Origin of the sequence: Amycolatopsis sp. CA-128772 (assembly GCF_002904295.1) — a bacterium.
Classification (GTDB): domain Bacteria; phylum Actinomycetota; class Actinomycetes; order Mycobacteriales; family Pseudonocardiaceae; genus Amycolatopsis.
Genome location: NZ_PPHG01000081.1, coordinates 43,689 through 67,783, shown reverse-complemented (window position 1 = coordinate 67,783; position 24,095 = coordinate 43,689). Strand labels below are relative to the sequence as shown.

Sequence of the window (24,095 nt, the reverse complement as noted above, 5' to 3'; positions counted from 1 at the left end):
ACACCGGGCCGGGGTGGCCCGGGCGGTGCCGGCGGGCCCGTGGGACACTGGTCCGGTTATGACTGCCCTTCCCCTCGTCTTCGACGCGCCCAAGCGTGGCCTGCCGCCGCGCCACCTCGCCGACCTCTCGGTGTCCGAGCGCGCGGCCGCCGTCGCCGAGCTGGGGGAGAAGCCCTTCCGCGCGAAGCAGCTGTCGAACCACTACTTCTCCCGCCTGACGGTGGACCCGGCCGAGATGACGGACATCCCGGCGGCGTCGCGCTCGCGGCTCGTCGAGTCGCTGATGCCGACCCTGCTCACCGAGGTCCGCGCCCTGGCGGCCGACGACGGCGCGACGCGCAAGACGCTGTGGCGCGCGCACGACGGCACGCTGCTGGAGAGCGTCCTGATGCGCTACCCGGACCGCGCGACGCTGTGCATCTCGAGCCAGGCCGGCTGCGGCATGGCCTGCCCGTTCTGCGCGACCGGCCAGGGCGGTCTCGACCGCAACCTGTCGACGGCGGAGATCGTCGACCAGGTCCGCTCGGCCGCGGCGGTCATGCGCGACGGCGCGATGCCGGGCGGCCCTGGCCGGCTGTCGAACATCGTCTTCATGGGCATGGGTGAGCCGCTGGCCAACTACAAGCGCGTGGTGGCGGCGGTCCGGCGGATCACCGATCCGGCGCCGGGTGGTTTGGGGATCGGGCAGCGTTCGGTGACGGTGTCGACCGTGGGGTTGGCGCCGGCCATTCGCAAGCTGGCGGATGAGAAGATGCAGGTGCGCCTGGCGGTGTCGTTGCACACGCCGGACGACGAGCTGCGCGACACCTTGGTGCCGGTGAACAACCGGTGGTCGATTGATGAGGTGCTCTCCGCTGCCCGGTACTACGCGGACAATTCCGGGCGGCGGGTCTCGATCGAGTACGCCCTGATCCGGGACATCAACGACCAGCCCTGGCGGGCGGAGTTGCTCGCAAAGCGTTTGCGGAAGCACCTGGGTCAGCTCGTGCACGTCAACGTCATTCCGCTGAACCCGACTCCGGGTAGCGAGTGGGACGCGTCGCCGAAGCCGGTGGAGCGGGAGTTCGTGCGCCTGGTGAACGCCGGTGGTGTCGCCTGCACGGTCCGGGACACCCGTGGCCAGGACATCGCGGCTGCCTGTGGTCAGCTGGCGGCTGAAGGCTGATTTGTTCGTTTCGATGATGGAGTGTTTGTCGTGATGTATGCCCCCAGTCTGTTGGATCCGGCTGCGGAGGAGCTTCGGCTCGCGGATGTGGTCGGCCGTGGTGCGACCGAGGTGGCGCGTGAGGCGCGGTCCGTGTTGGGTGAGCGGTTCAGCTCGGTGACGTTCATGTACGTGCTGATGCGGGCGTTCGAGGTCGAGTACACCGCCGCACGGGACGCGTCACGCTGGCACGAGTTCCATGGTGGCCCGCGGGCGCTGTCGGACGCAGACCTGGAGAACCTGCTTGCCCCCTGGCTCGAGCGTTGACCCTGGTTCGGCTGATCCGGTAGGGGCCCGCTCTGGACGGCGAGCACCAGGAGTGCTGGGGGTGCCTCGCCCGAGGTCTGTCACTGGGCCAGCCAGCTTGCGATGTCGACTGCCTAGACTCTCGGCCACGACCGACCTGCTGATCTACAGCGGACCGGCCGTCGCCGAAGCCGAGGTGACCCGCACCGGCGGCGTCCCCTCGGCGCCCGCCGGCTTCGGCTGGCCCCGCTGCGCCGCCTGCGGGGGACCGGTGGAGTTCGTGGCCCAGGTCGTGCTCGATGCTTCGGCGATCCTGTCGATCTTCCTATGTCAGAACGATCCTGGTCTGTGCGACGAGTGGGACCCGGTGTCGGGCGGTAACCGTGCCCTGCTGTTTCGGCGCGGTGACCTCGTCCCCGCCCTCGTGCCGGACGGGGACGAGACGCAGCTCGCGGAGGTGTGCGGCATCGAGGTGAGACCGGTCGATGCCGACGGCTACGAGGAAGCGCGCGGTAAGTGGTCAGCCGAGACGGGCCGTTCCGAGGCCGAGGTCCTCGGCGTGGTGGGCGGCGCGCGCCGGCGTGGCTGCAGAACGACGAGACCCCGGTGTGCCCGGTCTGCGCGACGGTGATGGAGTTCGCCGTGCAACTCGAGGAAGGCCGCGGCCACAGCACCAACTTCGGCAGCGGGTGCGGGTATGCGTTCGTCTGTCGTGCCTGTGAGCAGGGCAGGTTCCTCACATTGCGGCTGCCCGCCGTCGTCGACCGGCGCTGCGGTTCGCTCAGGCCCGGCAGAAAGCGTCGTGTGGTGGCCGCTTTCCCGTCGTCAGGTAATCGCTCACGGCGTTGTTCCCGCATTCGTTCGCACCGTTGAGGTAAGCCACGTGCCCACCTTGATCGGCCGTCACCAGCCGGGCGCGGTCGCCGAATGCCGCGCGCAGGCGGAGCGCTCCCGGCATCGGCGTGGCCGGGTCGCGGAGGTTCTGCAGCATCAGCACGTTCGCCGGGCCGTCATCGGTGATGCGCACCCGCGGCTCGGCGGGCGCCGGCCAGAACGCGCACGGCCGGATGTTCGCCGCGTACGGGCCGTACATCGGGTAGCGGACGCGGTCGACCGCGACGTTGCGCTGGTAGGTCCCCACCGCTTCCGGCCACCGGGAATCTCCGCAGACCACGGCGAGGTAGCTCGCCGCGAAGTTGTCGGAGTCCGCCCCGGCGCCGGCGGGCGGGAACGCCGGCTCGTTCACGTCGAGCTCGTGCCACAGCTTCGCCAGAGCGGGCAGGGCGGCGTCCGCGCGGAGGAAGCCCGCGGTGATCGTGCGGAACGTCGTGCCGTCGTAACCCTGTGCCGGTGCCCGGTCCAGGCGCTCGGCCAGTTCGAAGTACTTCGCGCGCACTGCCGCGGGGGTGGCGCCCAGGCTGTACTGGGCCGGGTTGGCCGCGGCGAGCTTCGCGAAGTCGGGGAACCGGGTTTCGAAGCCCAGTGCTTGGCTCCGCAGCGCTTCGACGTCGTAACCCTCCGGGCGGAGGTTGCTGTCGAGGACGATCCGGTCGCTGCGGCCGGGGTACAGCGACGTGTACACCGCACCGAGGTAGGTTCCGTAGGAATCGCCGTAGTACGACAGCTTCGGCTCGCCCAGCGCCGTCCGGATACCGTCCATGTCCCGCGCGGTGTTCGCCGTGGTCACGAACGGCAGCATCGACGCAGTCTTCGACGTCAGGCACTGCCGCGCGACCGTTTTCGCGGCCTCGGCCGCCTTGGTCACGTCCGCCGCGCGGTACGGGAAGGGCGGGCTCACGCTCTCCGCCGTCTGCTTCGGCGTCATGTCACAGGTCACCGGGGTGCTGTGGCCGACCCCGCGTGGGTCGAACCCGATCACGTCGTAGGTGTCGCGCACCCGCTGCGGCAGTCCCGCATCCACCAGCGCCACCGGGAAGTCCAGGCCGTTCAGGCCGGGGCCGCCCTGGTTGACCAGCAGGACGCCACGGCGTTGCGCCGGGTTCGCGCTCGCCAGCCGCGACAGCGCGACCGTGATCTTTCGCCCGTCCGGGTGACGGTAGTCCAGCGGAACTTCGAGCGTCGAGCACTGCAGGCCGGGCTTGGCGACGTCGGCCGGGCACGGCCCCCAGGCCACCGGCGCCCTGTCGGCCGCGCCCGCCGCGGACACCCCCGAGACCACCGCGGCCGCGGCGAGCGCCGCCGGCAAGATCTTCTTCATCGGTTCCATGACTCCACCGGACCACGGCCCGGCGGGGACGTCCTGTGCCATCTGTCATGGGGCGGCTCGCGGGCCCGGTGCTTAGGGTGGGCCGGTGAGCGAGCGTGATCCCGGCCGGTTTTCGGTCCGGCAGTGGCCGGACTGGAGCTTCTGGACCGACCGGCGGCGCCGGGTGGCGCCCATGGTCGTCAACGGACTCGCGGCGCTGGTCCTGCTGCCGCGGGTCAGCTTGATCGTCCACGGCGGGCACGGTGCGGCGCGGACAGTCGTCGCGCTCGCCGCCATCGGCCTCTACGTCGCCGGTTACCTCTTCGCGCTGTGGTTCGCGCCGGCGGCTCCTCGGCGGCAGCGGGCGGTCTTCGTGGCGGCGTTGTTCGCCTTCGGTGCCACCCCCGCCCTGCTCTTCGGCTCGCCGGACTACCTGACCGACCTGACCTTCGCCATCGCGATCGGCTTGATGCTGCTGCCGCTGCGCTACTCCCTGCCCCTCGGGTTCGCCACAGCGGCCGCCCAGCTCACGTGGATGCTCACGACGTCCGGGCAGGTGAGCTGGACGCAGGTGGGCACGCTCGGCGGGGTGACCGCGGCGGTGGGGATCGTTTTCGCGCTGACGTTCACGACCGGGCACCTGAAGGCCGCCCGCGCGCAGATCCGGCGGATGGCCGTGGAGTCCGAACGCGCACGGGTCGCCCGCGAGCTGCACGACATCCTCGGCCACAACCTGTCCACGATGGCCGTCAAGCTCGGGCTCGCCCGGCGCATCCTTGAGACGGCCGCGGACACCGGCCCCGCGCTCACCGAGGTTCGCGACCTCGAAACCCTGTGCCACCAATCTCTCGCCGACGTCCGCGCCACCGTCTCGGGGTACCGGGAGGTGTCGCTGGCCACCGAGCTTTCGGGTGCCCGGCTGGCGTTGCGCGCCGCGGGGGTGCAGGCCGAGCTGCCGGCTTCGGTGGACGAGGTCGAACCGGAGCTGCGCGGGGTGTTCGGTTACGTGGTCCGGGAAGCGGTGACCAACGTGCTCCGGCACTCCGACGCGGGGCAGTGCCGGATCCGCGTCGGTCCCGGCTGGGTCGAGGTGACCGACGACGGCACGGTCACCGCCGAACCGACCGCCGGGCACGGCCTCACCGGCCTGGCCGAGCGCCTCGCCGAGGTCTGCGGCCAGCTCGAGCACGGTCGCGGTCCGCGCGGCGGCTACCGCGTGTTCGCGCGCGCCGAGGCGGTCCCGGCGTGATCCGCGTCCTGCTGGCCGACGACCAGGCCCTCGTGCGCGGCGCGCTGGCGTCGATGCTGCGCCTCGAACCGGATATCGACGTCGTGGCCGAGGTCGGTTCCGGTCTCGATGTCGGTCCGGCGGCCCGGCGGACGACTCCCGACGTCGCGCTCCTCGACGTGCAGATGCCCGGCCGCGACGGCCTCGCGGTCACCGCCGAGCTGCGGCACGCGATGCCGGCCTGCCGCGTGCTGATCTGCACCACGTTCAGCCGCCCCGGCTACCTCGCCCGCGCGATGTCCGCGGGCGCGGCCGGGTTCGTGGTCAAGGACTCCCGGCCCGAGCAGCTGCTCAACGCGATCCGCCGGGTCCACGCGGGCCTGCGGTTCATCGATCCGGCCCTGGCGGCCGAGTCCCTCGCCACCGGCACCAGCCCGCTGACCGACCGCGAAGCTGACGTACTCCGCGCGACCGCCGAAGGCGGCACGGTCGCCGACATCGCGCGGGCGCTCGACCTCACCGCGGGAACGGTGCGCAACCACTTGTCTTCGGCCATCGGCAAGACCGAGGCCCGCACGCGCGCCGAAGCCGCCCGCCTCGCCGAAATTAACGGGTGGCTCTGAGCCTTCACCGCGACCTCTCCGGCGTGGACCGCCGGTACTCCCGTCCAGCTGGCGAACCGCAGCTCGGACAACGCCAACGCGCCTCGGGGTGAAGAGGAACACAGACAAGGTGCTCTCCGCCGCGCGGTACTACGCCGACACGTCCGGGCGGCGGGTGTCGATCGAGTACGCGTTGATCCGGGACATCAACGACCAGCCGTGGCGTGCGGAGCTGCTGGCGAAGCGGCTGCGGAAGCACTGGGCCAGCTGGTGCACGTCAACGTCATTCCGTTGAACCCGACCCCGGGCAGCAAGTGGGACGCGTCGCCGAAGCCGGTGGAGCGGGAGTTCGTGCGGCTGGTGAACGCCGGGGGAGTAGCGTGCACCGTGCGTGACACGCGCGGCCAGGAGATCGCCGCCGCTTGCGGGCAGCTTGCTGCCGAAGGCTGAGTTTTCGTTTCGGTTATGGAGAAATCGTCGTGATGTATGCCCCCAGCCTGCTGGACCCGGCTGCGGAATCGTTGAAGCTGTCGGATTTCACCGGCGCGACGGACGTCGCCCGTGAGGCGCGGACGTTGCTGGGTGAGCGGTTCAGCTCGGTGACGTTCATGTACGTCCTCATGCGGGCGTTCGAGGTCGAGTACACCGCGGCGTGCGACGCGTCGCGGTGGCACGAGTTCCACGGCGGGCCGCGCGCGTTGTCGGACGCCGATCTGGAGAAGCTGCTCGCCCCCTGGCTGGTGCGCTGACCCTCGCCGGCCCGACGCGGCCGGCAAAACCCTCTCGCTACCGGGCCTTCGCCTGGGCGCGTATCTGCTCGGTCATCCGCTCGAGTTCGGCGGTCGCCGCGGGGGAGGCGACGGCGAGCCCGCTGTATGCGGCCGTCGGGCTTCGCAAGAAGCGCCGTAGTGCGGCCACGAGCAGCCCTTCCGGCAGCGTCCGCACCGCCGCGAACCCGCTAGGAACCGCTGGTGCCGGCATGGTGGCCAGGTTCTGCCGGATGAGGTGGACCATGCCGCGGACCGCGGCCGGGTCGCCGGCCAGCGACACCGGGCCGCCCGCCGCGTGCACCGCGTGTTCGAGCGGCACCGCGAACGCGGCGTGCGTCTTGAGCCAGGCGTCCATCCGTGGTTCGGCCTTGGCGTTGATCCCGGCGGCGCGAAAGGCCCGGACGATCCGGTCCAGCCGCGGGGTGGCCGCGCCGCCGGGTTCGCCGATCGGCATCGGGGCCAGGCGGGTCAGGAGGCCGGCCGGACGGTAGCGGACCACGTCGCCGTCCCTCGTGCCGCCGTCCGTGGGGAAGCCGAGCAGCACCCGCTCGTGGCCGATCACCGCGCCCAGCGGCTCCGCGCCCGCCGCCCAGTTGAGCATGAACAGCACATCGCCGCCGAGGCCGGTGAGGGACCGCAGCACCGCGTCCACCTGGTGGGTGCGGACCAGGACGGCGATCAGGTCGTAGCTGCCGTCCGGGTGCTCGACCACCGGCACCGGCACCGACCTGACCACCGGGCTGCTGCCCTCGGCGAGCTGGACGCCGTGCCGGCGCAGGGCGGCCAGGCGCTCGCCCCGGGCGACGAGCGAGACGTCGTGCCCGGCGTCGTGCAGCCGTGCGGCGAACATGCTGCCGGTGATCCCGGCGCCGTACACGAGCAGTTTCATGGCGGCCCTCCTTTGCAAATCATACGTTCGTTTGAATCGAACGTCCGTATAGTACGCGCATGGCCGACACCCGCACCCAGCTCCTGGACGCGGCCGAACACCTCTTCGGCGAGCGCGGTTTCCACGGCACCTCGGTCCGCGCGATCACCGACCTCGCCGGGGCGAACCTCGCCGCCGTCGGCTACCACTTCGGCTCGAAGGCGGAACTCCTGGCCGCGGTCGTCCGCCGCGCGATCGAGCCCATCAACGCCGCACAGGACGCGGAGCTCGACCGGCTGCTCGCCCGGACGCCGGACCCGCCGGTCGCCGATCTGGTGGCGGCGTTCGTGGGCCCGCTGTTCGACGAGATGCCGGGCGGCGACGAGGGCGGCGCCCGGAAGTCCCGGCTGATCATGACGATCCTCGGCGACCCGGCCGAAGAGGTCCGCGCCTGGACCGGCTCCGCCGAGGACGCGGTCCGCGACCGTTATGTGACCGCTTTCGGACGGGCCCTGCCCGGCCTTTCGGCGGAGGAGCTGTGGTTCCGGCTGCGGGGGATCCTCGCCGTGGCGGCCGTGGACCGCGCCGAGGTCTACCATGAGGGCTCCCCGGACTGCCCGGCTCCGGTGGCGGGCGAGGCGGCCCGGCGCTGGGCGATCACGTTCCTCGCGGCGGCGATGAGCGCGCCACCAACCGGAACCTGAGGTCTGCCCGTACGGCCCCCGCCGGCGCCTTCTTCCGCATGTCGTGGCCGCCGATCACACTCGTGGGTGGGCGAGACCGCTGAGGGCGCGCCGATATTCGATGGCGTTCATGGAACCCGCGCGGTTGAGTCGTCCCCCATGATTCCTCTGCACGGTACGTGCGATGAACGGTTCCACGCTGTGCGCGACGCGCTCGCCGAGTCCCTTGCCCAGGACGATGTCGGCGCGTCGGTCGCCGTGCGGTTGCGCGGTGAACCCGTGGTCGATCTCTGGGGTGGGTACGCCGATGCCGGCCGGACCGTCGCGTGGGAGCAGGACACCATCACCAACGTCTGGTCCACCACCAAGACCATGATCGCGCTGACCGCGCTCCTGCTCGCCGATCGTGGGGAGCTCGACCTCGATGCGCCCGTTGCCCGGTACTGGCCGGAATTCTCCGCTCGGGACGTCCGGGTGCGGCACGTTCTCTCGCACACCTCCGGGCTGCCGACCTGGGACACCCCCATCACCACCGACGACCTGCGCGATCCGCCCAAGGTCACCGCGCTCCTGGCCGCGCAGGAACCGCGGTGGGCGCCCGGGGAAGTGGCCTGCTACCACGCCCTCACCCAGGGGTACCTGCTCGGCGAGGTCGTGCGGCGGATCACCGGGACCACCATCGGGGCCTTCTTCGCCGCCGAGGTGGCCGGGCCGCTGGGGGCCGACTTCCACATCGGGCTGCCCGCCGCGCACGATCGGCGGTTCGCTCCCGTCATCTCGCCGCCCGGTGGGCTGACCGTGCCGCCGCCGACCGAGCTGTTCGAAATCGTGCCCAATCCGGACTTCGTGCCCGAGGACACGAACGCCGTGGCTTGGCGCCGGGCCGAGATCCCTTCGGGGGCCGGGTACGGCAACGCCCGGTCGGTCGCGGCCGTGCAGTCGGTCCTCACCTCCGGCGGTGGACCGCTGCTGTCCGGCGAAGGCTGCGCGCGGGCCCTCGAAGAGCAGTACCACGGGCTCGACTACGCCCTCGGCGTCTCGATGCGCTACGGCCTGGGCTACGGCGTCAGCGGCCGGACGTGCTTCTGGGGCGGCATGGGCGGCTCGCTGGTCTTCAACGACCTCGACGCCGGCCTGACCGTCGCCTACGTGATGAACCGGATGAAGGACGCCATCGTCGGCGACGGCCGGGGCATGACCATGGTGATGGCGGCCTACGACGGCCTGGGTTAGCCGATCCGGTACAGGCGGCACGCGACCGCGAGGCAGCACGGCGTCCGGTGACCCGCGGGATGGGCGTTCAGCGCTGCTGAGCCGGCGCCCAGAGGCCGTCCGCGTCGCCCGCTTCCAGGCGGCCGCGGTACACGTCGATCTTGCGGTCGATCAGCGTCAGGTTCTCCTGCAGCTCCGCCAGCCGGGCCAGTACGTCGGCGCGGTGCTCCTCCAGCAGGGCCAGCCGTTCCGGCTCGTTGCCGCGGCCGGCGGCGACCAGGTCCGCGTAGCGGCGGATCGTCTTGATCGGCATGCCGGTGGCCCGCAGCTTGGTGCAGATCTTGATCCAGTCGAGGTCCAGCTTGCGGTAGCGGCGGCGGCCGCCCGTCGTGCGGTCGACCCGCGTCACCACCAGGCCGGCGCGTTCGTAGTAGCGCAGCGTGTGCGCGCTGACGCCGGTGCGGCGGGCCGCGTCCGCGATGGTCAGGCCCTCGGCCGGGATCGGCTTGACTTCGAGCACGCTCTAAATCCTAGCGTCGATCCCATGAACGTTCCGACCACCAGCCGCCCGGGCCTCGTGCTCGCGATCTGCTGCGCCAGCATCGTCGTCGTGGTGATGGACATCTCCATCGTCACCGTCGCGCTGCCCGCGATCCGCCGTGACCTGGGCGCTTCCGTCTCCGGCCTGCAGTGGACCGTCGACGCCTACACGCTCGTGCTGGCCGCCTTCCTCGTGCTCGCCGGGTCGGCCGCCGACCGGTTCGGCCGCAAACGCGTCTTCCAGTACGGGCTCGCCCTCTTCGGCGCCGGGTCGCTGCTGTGCAGCCTCGCGCCGGGCATCGGCTGGCTGATCGCGGCCCGCGCGCTGCAGGCCGCCGGCGGCACCATGCTCAACCCGGTCGCGATGGCCATCGTCGCCACCACCTTCCCCGTCCCGGCCGAGCGCGCCCGCGCCATCGGGGTGTTCGGCTCGATGTCCGGGCTGGCCCTCGCGCTCGGGCCGATCCTCGGCGGCGCGCTCGTCGACGGCCTCGGCTGGCGTGCCGTCTTCTGGGTCAACGTCCCGATCGTCGCCGCCGCGCTCGTCGCCACGGCGGTGTTCGTGCCCGAGTCGCGGGCACCGCGGGCCCGCCGCTTCGACCCGGTGGGGCAGGCCCTCGTGCTGCTGGTGCTCGGCAGCCTCGTGTTCGGGCTCATCCAAGCGCGCTCGCCGGGCTGGACGTCACCGTGGATCCTCGGCCTGTTCGCCCTCGCCGGGCTCGGCGTGCTGGGCCTGCTGCGCCACGAACCGCGCCGCGCCGACCCGCTGCTGGAACTGCGGCTGTTCCGCAGCGTCGCGTTCAGTTCGGCGATCGTGATGGCGGTGCTGGCCCTGTGCGGGTTCGGGATCTTCCTGTTCACCGCCACCCAGTACCTGCAGGAGGTACGCGGCCTGACGGCGCTGTCGGCGGGGCTGTGCCTGCTGCCCGTCGGGCTGCTCGTCCTCGTCCTGTCCCCGCGGACCGGACGGCTGGTCGGCACGCGGGGCCCGCGGTGGCCGCTGGTCGTCGCCGGGGTGGCGCTGACGGCGGGCGGTGCCGCGGCGGCCTGGCTCGGCCCGGCGACGCCGTTGCCGGTCGTGCTCGCCACCTTCCTGCTGTTCGGCGTCTTCCTCGGCACGGTGAACCCGCCGATCACGAACACCGCGGTCTCCGGGATGCCGGGGTCGATGGCCGGCGTCGCGGCTTCGCTCGCGTCTTCCGGCCGGCAGACCGGCACCACCCTGGGCGTCGCGCTGGCCGGCTCGGCGCACGGCGTGTGGTGGCTGGTCGCCGCCCTCGGCGCCGGCTTGTTCGCGCTGGCGCTGCTCGGCACCGGACGCCGGGCGGCCGCGACGGCCCGGCGCGCGGCGGCGCTGTTCGACGAGCTCAGCCTCCCGCGACCGACGGGATGATCTGCACCTCGGCGTCCGCGCGCAGCACCGTCGCGGGGCCGCCGCGGTGGCGGCACTCCTCGCCGTCGACGTAGAAGTTGACGTACCGGCGCAGCCCGGCCTGTTCGTCGCGCAGCCGGCGTTCCAGGGCCGGGTACCGCTCGGCGAGCGCGTCCAGCAGGGCGCCCAGCGTGGCCGGTTCGGCGACGTCGACGGCCAGCCGGGACTCGCCGCCGGCCTTCTCCCGCAGCGTCCCGGGCAGCAGCACGGTGATCCGCACGGGTCACACCCTCGCGGCGCGGACGCTGAGCACGTCGGGCAGGTGCGCCGCGACGAGCTGCCAGCTGTCGCCGTCGTCGCGGCTGGCGTAGACGTCGCCGGTGCGCGAGCCGAAGTACACCCCGGCCGGGTCGGCGTCGTCGGTGCACATCGCGTCGCGCATGACGCCGGCCCAGTAGCCGTCCGGCAGGCCGGAGCCCAGCGCCTCCCACGACTTCCCGGCGTCCTCGCTGCGGTACACCCGGCAGCGGCCCTCCGGCGGGAACCGCATGGCGTCGGCGACCAGCGGGAACGTGTAGATCACCGCAGGCCGATGCGGGTGGACGACCATCGGGAAGCCGAAGTCGCTGGGCAGCCCGTCGGCGATGGACTGCCAGCTCGCGCCGGCGTCGTCGCTGCGGTAGACGCCGTGGTGCACCTGGGCGAACAGGCGGTCCGGCTCGGCCGGGTGCCGGGCGACCTTGTGCACGCACTGGCCGTATTCGGGGTACGGGTCGGGCACGTGGACGGCCTTGATGCCGGTGTTGCTCGCCGCCCAGGACGCGCCGCCGTCCCCGGTGCGGTAGACGCCGCCGGTGGACATGGCCACGGTGACGTGGCTGGGATCGGTGGGATGGGGCAGGACGGTGTGGACGGCCTTGCCGCCGCCCCCGGGCGTCCAGTGTTCGCGGTGCGGGTGATCCCACAGGCCGCGGACGAGCTCGTAGGTGCGGCCGCCGTCGGCGGAGCGGAACAGCGCGGACGGCTCGGTGCCGGCGTAGACGACGTCCGGCTCGCTCGCCGGGCCCGGCACGAGCTGCCACGCCCGGGCGAGCGACTCGCCGGTGTCCGGGGGAAAGGCGATCGGCGCGTGGTCGGGTTCGGCCCAGGTTGCGCCCAGGTCGTCGCTGGTGGCTACGCTCGGCCCGAAGTGTTCGCTGGTGACGCCGGCCAGCAGCCTCGGGGTGGCGCGGCGCGTGTCGATGCCGACCGCGTACACCTCCGTCATGGGGTGGTGCGGGCCGGTCACCTCCCACGTCGTCCGGTCGTCCGGGGCGGTCGCCAGCCACAGGCCCTTGCGCGTGCCGATCGCGAGCAGGACGGGCATCTTTCCTCCTGATCATCGAGTGACTCAAGTCACAGGTACTCTGCCGGAAAAATTCTCCCGGGGAAATGTCTAACGCCGGCCGCGGCCGTTCGACGCGGGGGTGAAGGCCGGTCACCGCGTCCGGGAACGCACCGGACCCCGGCCGAAGGAACACCAGGGAGCACAGATGCGGTTTCTCATGATGCACCGGGTCGACGAGCACGACCCGAAGTCGTGGAACCCCAGCCAGGAGTTCATCGCGACGATGGGCGGGTTCATCCAGGAGTCGGTGGAGAAGGGCATCCTGATCACCGCGGAGGGCGTCCACCCGACGGAGAAGGGCGCGCTGGTCCGCAAGCCGCGCGGCGCCGCGATCCGCGTGACCGACGGGCCGTTCGCCGAGGCCAAGGAGGTCATCGGCGGGTTCGCGCTGATCAACGCGGCGGACCGCGCGGAGGCCGTCGAGTTCGCCAAGCGCTACGTCGAGCTGTTCGACCAGGAGATCGAGGTGGAGATCCGCCAGGTCGTCGAATTCGAGGACCTGCCGACCCAGGACTGACGTGCGCCGGTGGCGCTGGGCCGGCCGCGAGCGGCTCTCGGGGGGTGGAGCGATGTTCCCGGTCACCGGCGCCACCGGCAATGTCGGCGCGGAAGTGGTGGCGGCTCTGGCGGTCGCGGGAGCCCCGGTCCGGGCGCTGGTGCGCCGGCCGGACGCGGTCCTGCCGGACGGGGCCGAGGCCGCGGTGCCGGCCTCCGTGCTGGGCCGGGAGCTGCGCGAGGCGAGCTTGCCGCGGGAGTACGTCGAGGCGTTCTGGAGCTTCTACGCCGACGGGACGCTGGACGAGGCGACGGTCTTCCCGACGGTGCCGGAGGTGACCGGACGGCCGGCGCGGACGTTCGCCGAGTGGGCCGAGGCGCACGCGGACGCGTTCCGGTGACGCGGTGAAGGCCCGCCGCCGGTGGCTGGGCGCCGCGGTCAGCCTGGTCGCGCTCCTCGGGGCGGTGGCCCACCTGGTCTGGCCCGGCTCGAAGATCGACGCCAGCATGGTGCTGCTCATCGTGGTGGCGCTGGTGCCCTGGCTCGGTCAGCTGCTGGAGAGCATCGAGCTGCCGGGCGGCTGGAAGGTCAAGTACCGCGACCTCCAGGAGCGGCAGAACGCGCTCGAGCGCACGACCGCGGAGGCGAGCAGCACCGCGCAGGCGGCGTTCGGGGCGGCGCGGGGCGAAGACCTCCCGCCGACGATGGAGACCGTCCGGGCGTTCGCCGAGGAGTACCGGCAGCTGCGCAAGACCCCCCGGCAGCCGGCGCGTACCGCCGAGCTGGACCAGTTGTTCGGCAGGATGGTGACTGTGCTGCCGCGCGTGCCGGGCTTCGACCCGGTGCAGGCCTTCGGCGACGACGAGGGCGGGATCCGCCTCGCCGGGCACGCCGCCCTCTACGGGGCTCCTCGACGCGCGCCGCTACGGCTGATCCCGTGCCGCCTTCGAACACGTCCTGCTGCCGCTGACCTTCGGCATGCGGCAGCCGGCCGCGCGGGAGCTCGCGCGGCTCACCCCCAGCTGGCAAGCCGTCTGCGCCGCGGCCGAGGTGGACGGGGCGCGGTACCGGTTGTGGGTCGGCCGGTCGCGTGAGCCGGAGCTGATCACGCTGTTCCGCGAGTGGAGCCGGGCGGGCGGCGGCGGGCGGATGTGGGCGCGGCTGCCGGCCGGGCACCCGGCCCACGTCGACCGGATCAAGCGGCTGCAGGATCGCGGCTTCCGGGCGGGAGAATTTTTCTGCGAAGGTGTGTCCAAGGGACCGGCCGCCGTTCGTAGTCGTGGCGTACGGCAACCGAGCCACGGAGGAACCATGAAGTACCTGATGCTGATCAACGCCGGCCTCGACGCCGAGGGCGAGGCCGCCGGCGGCTGCACGCCCGAGGACTGGCAGCTGTTCTACAAGGAGATCCAGGAGGCGGGCGTCTACTGCTCCGGGAGCCCGCTCGCCGACCTGACCACGGCCACCACGGTCCGGGTCGACGACCGCGGCGAGCGGATCGTCACCGACGGCCCGTTCGCCGAAACCCGCGAGGTGCTCGGCGGGTACTTCGTCGTCGACGTGCCGGACCTCGACGTCGCGCTCGGCTGGGCGGCGCGCTGCCCGGGTTCGCGGGACGGCGGGTCGATCGTGGTGCGGCCGCTCGCCGACGTCGAAGGCTGACCGCGGTGGCGGGGCGGGCGGCGGCCGGGCTGACCCTCGAGGCGGTGTTCCGGGAGGAGCGCGGGCTGCTGCTCGCCGCGCTCGTCCGCCGGTTCGGCGACCTCGACCTGGCCGAAGAGGTGACGTCGGAGGCGATCGAAGCCGCGCTGGTGCGCTGGCCCGCCGAGGGGGTGCCACCGAAGCCGGGTGCCTGGCTGATGACGACGGCCCGGCGCAAGGCCGTCGACCGGCTGCGCCGCGACCAGGCCTACGCGGCCCGGCTCGCGGTGCTGCAGGTCGAGGCCGAGCGCGCGGCGCCCGCCCCGGCCGCCGGCGGCGGCCTGCCGGACGAGCGGCTCCAGTTGTTCTTCACCTGCGCCCACCCGGCGCTGCCGGCGGAGGACCGCACGGCACTGACGTTGCGCTGCCTCGCCGGCCTGACGACGCCGGAAGTGGCGCGCGCGTTCCTGGTGCCGAGCGCGACGATGGGCAAGCGGATCGTCCGCGCGAAGAACCGGATCCGCACGCTGCGCATCCCGTTCCGGGTCCCGGACCCCGGCGAGCTGCCCGGGCGGCTGCCGGGCGTGCTCCAGGTCGTGTACTCGATCTTCACCGAGGGCTACGCGGCCAGTTCGGGCCCGGCCCTGCAGCGGCTCGACCTGGCGGAGGAGGCGATCCGGCTGGCCCGGATCCTGCGCCGGCTGCTGCCGGGCGAGCGTGAGGTGGCGGGCCTGCTGGCGCTGCTGTTGCTGATCCACGCCCGCCGGGAGGCCCGCACGGACCCCGGCGGCGGCCTGGTCCTGCTCGACGACCAGGACCGCACCCGCTGGGACCGCGCGATGATCGGAGAAGGTGCGGCCCTGGTGGTCGTGGCCCTGTCGGGCGGCCCACCGGGGCTGTACGGCGTCCAGGCGGCGATCGCGGCCCTGCACGACGAGGCCCCGGACGTGGCGGCCACGGACTGGCCCCAGATCGTGGCGCTGTACGACGTGCTCCGCGACCTGGCGCCCTCACCGGTGGTGGAGCTGAACCACGCGGTGGCGGTGGCCATGCGCGACGGCCCGGCGGCCGGGCTGTCCCTGTTGGACACCCTGGCGGACGAGCCGCGGTTGCGGGAGTACGGCCCGTTTTCGGCGGCCCGGGGCGACCTGCTCAGCCGGTTGGGCCGGCGCGCGGAAGCGGCGGCGGCTTACCGGGAGGCGCTGGGACTGGCGGGCACCGAGCCGGAACGGGCGCACCTGCGCGGCCGGCTGGCCGAGGTGAGCGAAGAACGGTGACGGCTCGCCGCTCGTCTGCGCCGCCGCTCCCGGGGTAGGCCGGCCGTTCGGCTGCGCCGCCACCTCGCCGAGTGCGGGACCGGCGCCGCCGCTCATCGGGCAGCCCGGCCGTCGCCTGCACCTCGCGGCGGCAGCACCCGGAACTGTCGGTGGCCCCCGGTAAGCTGGATACCGGGGGCCGGAGGCCTACCCCGCCCGCAGCGCCGCCACCGCGGGCGCGAACATCGTCGCCTTGATCGCCCCCAGCGTCCCGCGGTCCTTGCCCGCCAACGCCCGCACCCGTTCGCTGGCCACCTTCACCACGTCCCCCTCGGCCGCGGTCTCGTCCACCAGCCCGATCTCCAGCGCCTCGGACCCGCCGAACCGCCGTCCGGTCGTCATCGACGCCACCGCCGCCGACGGCGTCAGCTTCCCCTGGATCAACGCCGCCATCCCCGGCGTGAACGGGATGTTGATGTCCGCCTCCGGGAAGCAGAAGTACCCGCGATCCGCCCGCATCACGCGGAAGTCGTGCGCCATCGCGAGCATCGCGCCCGCGCCGAACGCGTGGCCGTTGACCGCCGCGACCGTCGGGACCGGCAACGTCAGCACCCGCGCCAGCAGCTCCTGCACCTCGGCGACGTAGGTCGAAGCCTGGTCGCCGTGGGCGGTCAGCCATTCGAGGTCGAGGCCGTTCGAATAGAACTTGCCGCCGCCGGTGGTCACCAGCGCGCCTTCGACACCGTCCAAAAAGGAATGGACGCGCTGCAGCCAGTCCGGCGAGAACCGGTTCTCGTCGTCGCCGAGGTCAAGCACGGAAACGGTCACGGTCGGTCCTTTTCTCGAGGGGGCACGGTCAGCACGGCCCGCACGGCGGCGGCCAGCCTCTTCCGCACCAGGGGATCGGTGATGTCACGCCGGAAGAACGCGGTCGGCAGGTCGACGACGCACGTCGTGATCACCTCGACGGCCAGGCCGTCACCGCGGTCCCACAACTGCCGGGCGAGCCGGACGAGCAGCGCGACCAAGCGTTTGTCCACCGCGTGCAGGGCGTCGGCCAGCTCGTCGGGCAGGTCCGGCCCGAACAGCCGGTCGCCCCGCACCTTCAGCAGCATCCGTGCCCCGTCGGGCCGGACGGCGGCGAACGCGGCGGGCGCGTCGGCCGCCGCGACGACCGCCTCCACCGGCGACCCGGCCTGGTCCACGAGGGACGTCTGCAGGTCGAGGAACGCCGTCGCGGCGCGCAGCCAGACGCGAGCCAGCACTGCGTTCAACGACCCGAAAGCGTGGTAGATCGTCCCGTTCGGGACGCCGGCTGCGGCCGCCAGGCCACGCACGGTGACGTCCGTCGAGGAGGCGACGAGCCGCTCGGCGACATCGAGCAGCGCGTCGAGGTCGTGGATGCGGGGTCGGGGCATGCTGCGACCGTAACAGAACACGTGCTCCAAAACCAGGGCGGTAAGCTGCCGCCGTGGAGATCTGGATCAACCCGGCGTGCTCGAAGTGCCGGTCCGCGGTGTCGATGCTGGACGAAGCGGGCGCGGAGTACACCGTCCGCCGCTACCTCGAGGACCCGCCGACGGCGGCGGAGCTCGAAGCCGTGCTGAAGCGCCTCGGCCTCGAGCCGTGGGACATCGCGCGCACCGCCGAGCCGGTCGCGAAGGACCTCGGCCTCAAGACGTGGGGCCGCACGCCGGACGACCGGTCCCGCTGGATCGACGCGCTGGCCGAGCACCCGAAGTTGATCCAGCGCCCGATCATCACGGCCGACGACGGCACGGCGGTCGTCGCCCGCGATCCCGAAACCGTGCGGTCGGTCCTCTAGGGAATCGCGTCGGTCTTCGCGAGCAGCGGGACGTCGAGGGGCACTGTCTCCGGGTACTTGATGTCGGCGCCGGTGTTGAGCACGACGACGTCTTCGTCGCCCTCGAGCCACCCGGACTCGCGAAGGTGCCTCCGCGCTCGGTCAGTTCCCTTTGCGCCGCAAGCAGTTCCTCGTCGGTGACGGCGACCGCGGTGCCGCCGGTCGCGTACACGGCGTCGAGCACGAGGAAATCGCCCAGCGCCTTGGGCACGGTGATGCCGAAGGCGACCGTCCGCGCGTCCGGGAACGGCTCGCTTTCCCGCGCCCCGCGCACGAACGCCGTAACGATCGGCGCGCAGCCGCCGGCCGCCTGCACCGCCACCAGCTGCGGCAGGGGCCCGGAAACCCAGCCCAGTTCGCGCATTTCGAGCAGTGCCTTGTAGATCCCGATGATGCCGGCACCGCCACCGGTCGGGTAGAGGATGACGTCCGGCAGCCGCCAGCCGAACTGCTCGGCGATCTCGTACCCCATCGTCTTGTTGCCCTCGATGCGGTACGGCTCCTTCAGCGTCGAGACGTCCTGGACGCCTTCACGCCGCTTCACCGCCGAAGCTACGAGCTTGCCCGGCCGCGCCCGCGTTGCCGTTCGTCGGCATCGCGATCCCGCGGACGCCGCGGCCGTAGCGCGGCAGGCGCAGCAACGGCGTCATGCCTTCGCCGAGGTTGACGACGTGCTCGGGCGAGCGCACCGGGAGCACCTCGTGGTACCGCCACAGCGTCGGCTCCCGGCCGGCGATCTCCTTCGGCGTCACGGCTTCGCGGACGCCGCCGAGGTCGTACCGCGCGAGCAGCGGCGCGCCCGCCGGGGACAACCCCTGGACGGCGTCGGCGGCCACGCGTTCGCCGGTTCGCGAGCACTCGAGGTGACTGAGGAAGGAATGCGGCACAGCACCGATCCTAGGTCCTAGAGTGAGGGCATGGACGCGCTGCGGGTCTGCCTGTACGTCTTCGCCGGGGTGACTCTCGGCACCTGGCTGGTGTCCGTGCTGACCAGGGAGTACTCCTGGGTGGACCGGATCTGGTCGATCGTCCCCGTGGCCTACGTGGGGATCTTCGCCGGGTTCGCCGGGTTCGCCGACGCGCGGCTCGACGTGCTGTTCGCGCTGGTCGCGTTGTGGGGCGTCCGGCTGACCTTCAACTTCGCCCGGAAGGGTGGTTACGCGCCCGGCGGCGAGGACTACCGGTGGGCCGTGCTGCGCGCGCGGATGGCGCCGTGGCAGTTCCAGCTGTTCAACTTCTTCTTCATCTCGCTGTACCAGAACGTGATCCTGCTGCTGATCACGCTCCCGGCGCTGACCGCGCTGGAGCACCCCGGCGGCTTCGGGGTCGCGGACGTCGTCGTCGCGCTGATCTTCGCGGCCTTCCTCGCCGGCGAGACGGTCGCCGACCAGCAGCAGTGGGCGTTCCACCGCGAGAAGCACGCGGGCCGGGCGGCGTCGCGGTTCCTGCAGACCGGGCTGTTCCGCTATTCGCGGCACCCGAACTTCTTCTTCGAGCAGGCGCAGTGGTGGGCGGTCGCCGCGTTCGGCGTGGTGGCCGGCGGTCTGCAGTGGACGGTCGTGGGCGCGGTCCTGCTCACGCTCCTGTTCGTCGGCTCGACGCGGTTCACCGAGAGCATCACGAAGTCCCGGTACCCGGAGTACGCGGACTACCAGCGGCGGACGTCGGCGGTGGTCCCGTGGCCGGTCCGCGGATGACCGCCGTCGCCGCGCTGCAGCTCGCGACGGGTGTGCCGCTCGAGCGGATCCTGGCGTTCGAGGACGAGATCCGGGGCAGCGCCGTGGTGGTGCTGCCGGAGGCGGTGCTCGGCGGCTACCCGGGCCGGACGCCGTTCGTCGAGTACTTCCACGCGGCCGTGCCGGTGCCGGGCCCGGAGACGGCGGCGCTGGCCGCCCTGGCGTCCCGGACCGGCGCGACACTGGTGGTGGGCGTGATCGAGCGCGACGGCTCGACGCTGTACAGCACGGTGGTGTTCCTCGACCCGGACCTCGGCCTGGTGGGCAAGCACCGCAAGCTGGTCCCGACGGCGCGCGAGCGCGTGTTCTGGGGCCGCGGCGACGGTTCGACGCTGCCGGCGATCCCGACGGCGGCGGGCCTGGCGGGCGCGGCGATCTGCTGGGAGAACCACATGCCCCTGCTGCGCGCGGCGATGTACGCGAAGGGCGTGCAGCTCTGGTGCGCCCCGACGGCGGACGACCGCGAGGTCTGGCAGGCATCGATGCGCCACATCGCGGACGAAGGCCGCTGTTTCGTGATCTCGGCGTGCCCGTACGAGGCCGGAGGCGACGACCGGTTCCGCGGCGGCAGCATGATCGTGGGCCCGACGGGCGACGTGGTGGCCGGCCCTCTCCTCGACGGCGAAGGGCTGATCACGGCGGAGATCGACCTGGACGAGATCGTGGCGGCGCGGAAGAGCCTGGACGTGTCGGGACATTACGCACGGCCGGACGTGTTTTCGTTGACGGTGGACGAGCGGCCGCGGGACGGCGTCACCTTCTTGAGGTGACGCCGTTCCGCGCGACGCTCACACCGCCGCGCGGCCGCCGTCCACCGGGAGGACCGCTCCCTGGACGAAGCTGGCTGCGTCCGTTACCAGGAACGTGATCGCCGCCGCGATTTCCTCCGGGGCGGCCACGCGGCCGGCCGGGCCTGCGGCCGCCAGGTCGTCCAGGCCGTCGCCGAAGGCTGCCGTTCCCTCTGTGCGGGTCGGGCCCGGGCTGACCGCGTTGACGCGGACTCCCGCGGGGCCGAACTCCGCCGCCCACGCCTTCGTCATCAGCTCCACCGCCGCCTTCGACGAGCCGTAGACCGCCATGCCCGTCATGCCGCGCAGGGCGACCATCGTCGACACGTTGACGATCGCGCCGTGGCCGCGGGCCGCCATCTCCGGTCCGAGGGCGGCGACGAGGTAGAAGGGGACCTTCACGTTCGTCGCGAACACCGCGTCGAAGTCCGCCTCCGGGAAGTCCGCGGTGGGGCCGGTCGGGAAGATGCCCGCGTTGTTGACCAGCACGTCGATCGGGCCGCCCACCTCACGCGCGCGGTCCGCGAGGGCGCGCGCCGACGCCGCGTCGGTCAGGTCCGCCGCCACGAAGTCGGCCTTGCCGCCCGCCGCGCGGATCATCTCGACGACCTCGGTGCCGCGCGCGGCGTCCCGGCCGGACAGCACCACGTGGGCGCCCCGCCCGGCCAGCGCCACCGCCGTCGCGCGGCCGATGCCGCTCGTCCCGCCGGTGACCAGCGCCGTCGACCCGGACAGTTCTGCACTCATCGCTCGAACTCCTTCGCACCCGGGTGTTTCCCGGTCGTAGGGTTCAAGCGCGCGCACCGGAACGGGCTTCCGGAACCGGGTTCGGCCTTCCTTATACCCCCGATCCGTTCCGCCGATGGTCTTCCAGGGCCGCGACGAACTCCGCGAGGTCACGCCGGTGGGACGCGGCGAGCCAGACCGCCCACGTCCGCCGGATGATCGGGTTCCCGGCCAGCGGCACCCACCGCACGGTGTCCGGCAGCGGGTACGGCCACTCCGGCGGGGCGAACGCGTACGCCCCGCCGGCGTTGACCGCCGGGATCTTGAGCTCGACGATCAGCCGCTGCTCCTCCGGGACCTCCGGGCCGACGTCGAGGCCGTGGCTGCGCAGGATCGCCGCCAGCTCGTCGTACCACGCCGGGCTGCCCGCGCGGGGGAAGGCGAACCACTCCAGCCCGGCCAGGTCCTCCAGCCGGACCGGCGAGCCGAGCTTCTCCGCCAGGTCCGCGGCCAGCAGGACACCCACGTCCTCGGTCACCACGAGCGCCGCGTCGAGGTCCGGGCCGGGCGGGCGTTCCCGGACCAGCCCGACGTCCAGCTCGTCCGCCCGCAGCGCGGCCACCTGGGCCACCGACGACAGGTGCCGCGCCTGCACCCGCGTGTCCGGGAACGCCGCCGAAAGCCGCGCGAGCGCCGACGGCAGCAGGTCCGGCGGCAGCTCCAGGGGCACGCCGACGCGCAGCACGCCGCCGCCGGTCGTCGTGTGCCGGGCCATGGCCGCGAGCGCCTGGTCGTGGCGGGCCAGCACGGCGCGGGCCTCGCCGAGCAGGGTCGTCCCGGCGTCGGTGACCCGGACGCCGGTGCTCGTGCGGACCAGCAGCGGGACGCCGAGCCGCCGTTCCAGCGCGGTGATCGTCTGCGACAGCGCCGGCTGGCTGACGTGCAGCTGCCGCGCCGCCTTCGACATCGCGCCGGCTTCGACGACCGCGACGAAGGCCCGCAGCTCGCGCAGTTCCATCAGCCGGCCCACCGGATCGGCAGCGACTTCAGGCCGTTCTGGAAGTTCGACCGCAGCCGCACCGGCTCGCCGGCGAGTTCCACGACGCCGAGCTGGTCGAGCACCGCGTCGAACATCGCCCGCAGCTGTACGCGGGCCAGGTGCGCGCCGAGGCAGAAGTGCGGGCCGTGGCCGAAGGTCAGGTGGTCGTTCGGCGTGCGGCCGATGTCGAAGGTGTCCGGCTCGCGGAACACCGACGGATCCCGGTTGGCCGAGGAGAACCAGACCACCACCTTGTCCCCGGCGGCGATGTCCACATCGGACAGCCGGACGTCGGATGTCGCGGTGCGCCGGAAGTGCATGACCGGCGTCCACCACCGCAACATCTCCTCGACCGCCGAGGGCAGCAGCGACCGGTCGGCCGGCAGCCGGCGGTGTTCCGCGGGGTGGGAGAGCAGCGCGAGCAGCCCGCCCGGCAGGCCGTTGCGCAGGGTTTCGTTGCCCGCCACGGAGAACAGCCAGAACAGGTTCTCGAACTCGGCCAGCGAGACGCGCCCGCCGTCGTCGCCGACGTGCTGCATGAGGTTGCTCATCACGTCGTCGCCCGGATGCTCTCGTTTGTACTCGCCCAAAGCGTTCGCGTACGCGTAGAGGTCCGGCATGCCCGCACGCGTGCGCGGGTCCGGCATCGACCCGTCCGGCCCCGGCGACGGGCGCACGGCGAGCGCGGCCCGCGCCAGCTCGCTCACCTCGGCAACGGCCACCGTCGAGCTCACCGCGTATTCGGGATCCTGGTACCCGATCACGCGGTTGCTCCAGTCGTACATCAGCCGCCGGTCCTGTTCCGGCACGCCGAACACCCCGGCCAGGGTGCGCAGCGGCAGGTCGGCGGCCACCTGCGCGAAGTCGCACTCCCCGCGCTCGGCGACGGCGAGAACGAGCTCCCGCGCCCAGCTCTCGATCTGCGATGTCAGCTTCGCGATCGCGCGCGGGGTGAACGCCTTTGTGAGCAGCCCGCGCAGCCGCCCGTGCTCCGGCGGGTCCATGTTCAGCATCATCCGGCGCACGTAGGCGAGGTCCGCCGCGTCGCGGATCTGCGTCCCGCCGAGCTGCGAGGAGAACACGCCCGGGTCGCGCAGCACCCGCCGCACCTCGGCGTGCCCGAGCACGGCCCAGAAGTCGTCGACGCGCACCACCGGGCCGGCGCGCCGCAGCCGCGCCAGCTCCTCGTACGGGACGCCTCGCACGTAGGTGTCCGGATCGGTGATCGTCACGGGCCCGACACTAGCCGCGCCCACCGACAGTTTGGGAGGCTGCGCGGATGGACACGCTCAACATGCGCACCGGCGGCAAGGGCGAACCGGCCGTCCTCCTCCTGCACGGACTCGGCGCGACCGGCGCCGTCTGGAACCATTTCGCCGTCCTGCTCGACCGGCGCGTCCTGGTGCCCGACCTGCCCGGTCACGGCCCGTCCGCCCCGCTGCCGCACTACAGCTTCGCGACGCTCGCCGAGGCGGTCGCCCGCGCGCTGCCGGACGGCGGGCCGCTGATCGTCGCCGGGCACTCACTCGGCGGGGTACTCGCCCTGGAACTGGCGTCCGGCCGCTACGGCGTCGAGGTCGCCGGCGTGCTGGCCGTCGGGGTGAAGGTCGAGTGGAGCCAGGACGACCTGAACCGCGCGGCGTCGTTCGCGGCCCGGCCACCGCGGGTGTTCGCGACGCAGGAAGACGCCGATCAGGCCTACCTGAAGGTGTCCGGGCTGCTCGGGATCGCGCCGACCGACCCGGCCGGGCTCCGCGAGACCGAGGGAGGTTGGCGCCTCGCGATGGATCCGGCCGCGTTCGGCCTCGGCGCGCCGGACATGCCGGCGCTGCTCGCCGGGGCGCACTGCCCGGTCGTGCTCGCCGCGGGCGAGAACGACCCGATGAGCCGTCCGGAGCAGCTGCGGGCGCTCGACCCCGACGCCGTCACGCTCGCCGGCCTCGGGCACAACGCCCACGTCGAAGACCCGCCCGCGGTGCGCGCGCTGCTGAAGCGCTTCGGCGTCTGAAGGTCCGGGTGCAGCCGTCGTACCCCACGCGACGGCTGCTCCTCGAACCCCTCGCCACCACCGGACACGGCACAGCCTAGGAAGGCGTGGTGGACGAGCGCCTGTACCGCGGACTCGCGCCGTCGTCACCCTCGGTACCTGCGGAAACGGTTATCTTCGCCGATCGGTGGTACATCCCGGGCGGCACGATCGTGATGCTGGAGAGGTACGTTCCGCTGGGGGG

29 protein-coding genes and 2 pseudogenes are annotated in these 24,095 nt (G+C 72.7%); 19 read left to right on the top strand and 12 right to left on the bottom strand.

Annotated elements, in window-relative coordinates; genetic code table 11:
* Positions 1–58 precede the first annotated feature (58 nt).
* The 3 genes from rlmN to C2L59_RS48300 all read left to right on the top strand — a co-directional run bounded on the left by rlmN (position 59) and on the right by C2L59_RS48300 (position 2,081).
* On the top strand, positions 59–1,165 hold the full coding sequence (rlmN, locus tag C2L59_RS34355) for a 23S rRNA (adenine(2503)-C(2))-methyltransferase RlmN (protein WP_103353711.1): 1,107 nt from the start codon (positions 59–61) through the stop codon (positions 1,163–1,165).
* Between the two features lie 30 nt (positions 1,166–1,195).
* Complete coding sequence (locus C2L59_RS34350) at positions 1,196–1,471, top strand: hypothetical protein (RefSeq protein WP_370444807.1); 276 nt, start codon at positions 1,196–1,198, stop codon at positions 1,469–1,471.
* A 250-nt stretch (positions 1,472–1,721) separates the two neighbouring features.
* Positions 1,722–2,081, top strand: coding sequence for a hypothetical protein (locus C2L59_RS48300; RefSeq protein ID WP_199199392.1), 360 nt, complete (start codon positions 1,722–1,724; stop codon positions 2,079–2,081).
* Between the two features lie 150 nt (positions 2,082–2,231).
* Here the strand turns inward: C2L59_RS48300 and C2L59_RS34340 are convergent, their stop codons facing one another.
* Complete coding sequence (locus C2L59_RS34340) at positions 2,232–3,668, bottom strand: alpha/beta hydrolase (protein ID WP_103353727.1); 1,437 nt, start codon at positions 3,666–3,668, stop codon at positions 2,232–2,234.
* A gap of 94 nt (positions 3,669–3,762) precedes the next feature.
* Here C2L59_RS34340 and C2L59_RS34335 point away from each other — a divergent pair, with 94 nt between their 5' ends.
* From C2L59_RS34335 to C2L59_RS34320, 4 genes and pseudogenes are all read left to right on the top strand, one after another.
* A complete protein-coding gene (locus C2L59_RS34335) occupies positions 3,763–4,905 on the top strand; it encodes a sensor histidine kinase (RefSeq protein ID WP_199199391.1) in 1,143 nt (380 codons plus the stop codon).
* A complete protein-coding gene (locus tag C2L59_RS34330) occupies positions 4,902–5,507 on the top strand; it encodes a DNA-binding response regulator (RefSeq protein ID WP_103353710.1) in 606 nt (201 codons plus the stop codon). Before C2L59_RS34335 ends, C2L59_RS34330 begins: the two co-directional genes overlap by 4 nt.
* Positions 5,508–5,610: 103 nt before the next feature.
* Positions 5,611–5,936: pseudogene (locus tag C2L59_RS34325) on the top strand (23S rRNA (adenine(2503)-C(2))-methyltransferase RlmN); the annotation flags it as partial.
* A gap of 32 nt (positions 5,937–5,968) precedes the next feature.
* Positions 5,969–6,235, top strand: coding sequence for a hypothetical protein (locus tag C2L59_RS34320; protein ID WP_103353709.1), 267 nt, complete (start codon positions 5,969–5,971; stop codon positions 6,233–6,235).
* A gap of 37 nt (positions 6,236–6,272) precedes the next feature.
* Here the strand turns inward: C2L59_RS34320 and C2L59_RS34315 are convergent, their stop codons facing one another.
* On the bottom strand, positions 6,273–7,145 hold the full coding sequence (locus tag C2L59_RS34315; protein ID WP_103353708.1) for a ketopantoate reductase family protein: 873 nt from the start codon (positions 7,143–7,145) through the stop codon (positions 6,273–6,275).
* A 59-nt stretch (positions 7,146–7,204) separates the two neighbouring features.
* On the opposite strand from C2L59_RS34315, the gene C2L59_RS34310 reads away from it, so the two are divergent.
* Both C2L59_RS34310 and C2L59_RS34305 read left to right on the top strand, forming a co-directional pair.
* The gene (locus C2L59_RS34310; RefSeq protein ID WP_103353707.1) at positions 7,205–7,828 is read left to right on the top strand and encodes a TetR/AcrR family transcriptional regulator; all 624 of its coding nucleotides are present in this window, start codon (positions 7,205–7,207) and stop codon (positions 7,826–7,828) included.
* A 180-nt stretch (positions 7,829–8,008) separates the two neighbouring features.
* Positions 8,009–9,040 carry a serine hydrolase gene (locus C2L59_RS34305; RefSeq protein ID WP_233223833.1) on the top strand — a complete coding sequence of 344 codons (1,032 nt, stop codon included), beginning with the start codon at positions 8,009–8,011 and terminating at the stop codon, positions 9,038–9,040.
* Positions 9,041–9,107: 67 nt separating this feature from the next.
* Here C2L59_RS34305 and C2L59_RS34300 read toward each other — a convergent pair whose 3' ends face one another.
* The gene (locus tag C2L59_RS34300; protein WP_103353705.1) at positions 9,108–9,539 is read right to left on the bottom strand and encodes a MerR family transcriptional regulator; all 432 of its coding nucleotides are present in this window, start codon (positions 9,537–9,539) and stop codon (positions 9,108–9,110) included.
* A gap of 24 nt (positions 9,540–9,563) precedes the next feature.
* On the opposite strand from C2L59_RS34300, the gene C2L59_RS34295 reads away from it, so the two are divergent.
* Positions 9,564–10,952 (top strand): MFS transporter, encoded by a 1,389-nt coding sequence (locus C2L59_RS34295; RefSeq protein ID WP_103353704.1) that lies wholly within the window; start codon positions 9,564–9,566, stop codon positions 10,950–10,952.
* Here the strand turns inward: C2L59_RS34295 and C2L59_RS34290 are convergent.
* Positions 10,927–11,211: a ubiquitin-like small modifier protein 1 gene (locus C2L59_RS34290; protein ID WP_103353703.1), complete on the bottom strand. Its 285-nt coding sequence runs from the start codon at positions 11,209–11,211 to the stop codon at positions 10,927–10,929. The genes C2L59_RS34295 and C2L59_RS34290 overlap by 26 nt on opposite strands.
* A 3-nt stretch (positions 11,212–11,214) precedes the next feature.
* Positions 11,215–12,297, bottom strand: coding sequence for a glycosyl hydrolase (locus C2L59_RS34285; protein ID WP_103353702.1), 1,083 nt, complete (start codon positions 12,295–12,297; stop codon positions 11,215–11,217).
* A gap of 166 nt (positions 12,298–12,463) precedes the next feature.
* Between C2L59_RS34285 and C2L59_RS34280 the strand changes: the two genes are divergently transcribed.
* From C2L59_RS34280 to C2L59_RS34260, 5 genes are all read left to right on the top strand, one after another.
* On the top strand, positions 12,464–12,835 hold the full coding sequence (locus C2L59_RS34280) for a YciI family protein (RefSeq protein ID WP_103353701.1): 372 nt from the start codon (positions 12,464–12,466) through the stop codon (positions 12,833–12,835).
* Between the two features lie 52 nt (positions 12,836–12,887).
* Positions 12,888–13,214 carry an NmrA family NAD(P)-binding protein gene (locus tag C2L59_RS50130; RefSeq protein ID WP_103353725.1) on the top strand — a complete coding sequence of 109 codons (327 nt, stop codon included), beginning with the start codon at positions 12,888–12,890 and terminating at the stop codon, positions 13,212–13,214.
* Between the two features lie 4 nt (positions 13,215–13,218).
* A complete protein-coding gene (locus tag C2L59_RS49440; protein WP_233223832.1) occupies positions 13,219–13,908 on the top strand; it encodes a hypothetical protein in 690 nt (229 codons plus the stop codon).
* 217 nt (positions 13,909–14,125) lie between these two features.
* Positions 14,126–14,476, top strand: coding sequence for a YciI family protein (locus C2L59_RS34265; RefSeq protein ID WP_103353724.1), 351 nt, complete (start codon positions 14,126–14,128; stop codon positions 14,474–14,476).
* A 5-nt stretch (positions 14,477–14,481) separates the two neighbouring features.
* Entirely contained in the window at positions 14,482–15,732 is a 1,251-nt protein-coding gene (locus C2L59_RS34260; RefSeq protein ID WP_103353700.1) for an RNA polymerase sigma factor, read from the top strand.
* Positions 15,733–15,918: 186 nt separating this feature from the next.
* On the opposite strand, the gene C2L59_RS34255 is transcribed toward C2L59_RS34260, so the two are convergent.
* Positions 15,919–16,539 (bottom strand): enoyl-CoA hydratase/isomerase family protein, encoded by a 621-nt coding sequence (locus C2L59_RS34255; protein ID WP_103353699.1) that lies wholly within the window; start codon positions 16,537–16,539, stop codon positions 15,919–15,921.
* Positions 16,536–17,129: a TetR/AcrR family transcriptional regulator gene (locus C2L59_RS34250; protein WP_199199390.1), complete on the bottom strand. Its 594-nt coding sequence runs from the start codon at positions 17,127–17,129 to the stop codon at positions 16,536–16,538. The genes C2L59_RS34255 and C2L59_RS34250 overlap by 4 nt, the downstream gene beginning before the upstream one ends.
* 53 nt (positions 17,130–17,182) lie before the next feature.
* On the opposite strand from C2L59_RS34250, the gene C2L59_RS34245 reads away from it, so the two are divergent.
* Positions 17,183–17,536, top strand: a complete 354-nt coding sequence (locus C2L59_RS34245; RefSeq protein WP_103353697.1) for an arsenate reductase family protein — start codon at positions 17,183–17,185, stop codon at positions 17,534–17,536.
* On the opposite strand, the pseudogene C2L59_RS49435 reads toward C2L59_RS34245, so the two are convergent.
* Both C2L59_RS49435 and C2L59_RS49430 read right to left on the bottom strand, forming a co-directional pair.
* Positions 17,472–18,125 (bottom strand): annotated as a pseudogene (locus C2L59_RS49435) (pyridoxal-phosphate dependent enzyme); the annotation flags it as partial. The gene C2L59_RS34245 and the pseudogene C2L59_RS49435 overlap by 65 nt on opposite strands.
* Positions 18,106–18,462 carry a hypothetical protein gene (locus C2L59_RS49430; protein ID WP_233223831.1) on the bottom strand — a complete coding sequence of 119 codons (357 nt, stop codon included), beginning with the start codon at positions 18,460–18,462 and terminating at the stop codon, positions 18,106–18,108. The pseudogene C2L59_RS49435 and the gene C2L59_RS49430, both read right to left, overlap by 20 nt.
* Positions 18,463–18,492: 30 nt before the next feature.
* Here C2L59_RS49430 and C2L59_RS34235 point away from each other — a divergent pair, with 30 nt between their 5' ends.
* Both C2L59_RS34235 and C2L59_RS34230 read left to right on the top strand, forming a co-directional pair.
* The gene (locus C2L59_RS34235) at positions 18,493–19,272 is read left to right on the top strand and encodes a DUF1295 domain-containing protein (RefSeq protein WP_103353696.1); all 780 of its coding nucleotides are present in this window, start codon (positions 18,493–18,495) and stop codon (positions 19,270–19,272) included.
* Positions 19,269–20,081: a carbon-nitrogen hydrolase family protein gene (locus tag C2L59_RS34230; protein WP_233223830.1), complete on the top strand. Its 813-nt coding sequence runs from the start codon at positions 19,269–19,271 to the stop codon at positions 20,079–20,081. The genes C2L59_RS34235 and C2L59_RS34230 overlap by 4 nt, the downstream gene beginning before the upstream one ends.
* An 18-nt stretch (positions 20,082–20,099) precedes the next feature.
* Here the strand turns inward: C2L59_RS34230 and C2L59_RS34225 are convergent, their stop codons facing one another.
* From C2L59_RS34225 to C2L59_RS34215, 3 genes are all read right to left on the bottom strand, one after another.
* Positions 20,100–20,846, bottom strand: coding sequence for an SDR family NAD(P)-dependent oxidoreductase (locus C2L59_RS34225; RefSeq protein ID WP_103353694.1), 747 nt, complete (start codon positions 20,844–20,846; stop codon positions 20,100–20,102).
* 91 nt (positions 20,847–20,937) lie between these two features.
* A complete protein-coding gene (locus C2L59_RS34220) occupies positions 20,938–21,843 on the bottom strand; it encodes a LysR family transcriptional regulator (RefSeq protein WP_233223829.1) in 906 nt (301 codons plus the stop codon).
* Complete coding sequence (locus C2L59_RS34215; protein ID WP_103353692.1) at positions 21,843–23,096, bottom strand: cytochrome P450; 1,254 nt, start codon at positions 23,094–23,096, stop codon at positions 21,843–21,845. The genes C2L59_RS34220 and C2L59_RS34215 overlap by 1 nt, the downstream gene beginning before the upstream one ends.
* A 47-nt stretch (positions 23,097–23,143) precedes the next feature.
* Here C2L59_RS34215 and C2L59_RS34210 point away from each other — a divergent pair, with 47 nt between their 5' ends.
* Complete coding sequence (locus C2L59_RS34210) at positions 23,144–23,872, top strand: alpha/beta fold hydrolase (protein ID WP_103353691.1); 729 nt, start codon at positions 23,144–23,146, stop codon at positions 23,870–23,872.
* The last annotated feature ends 223 nt before the right edge of the window (positions 23,873–24,095 follow it).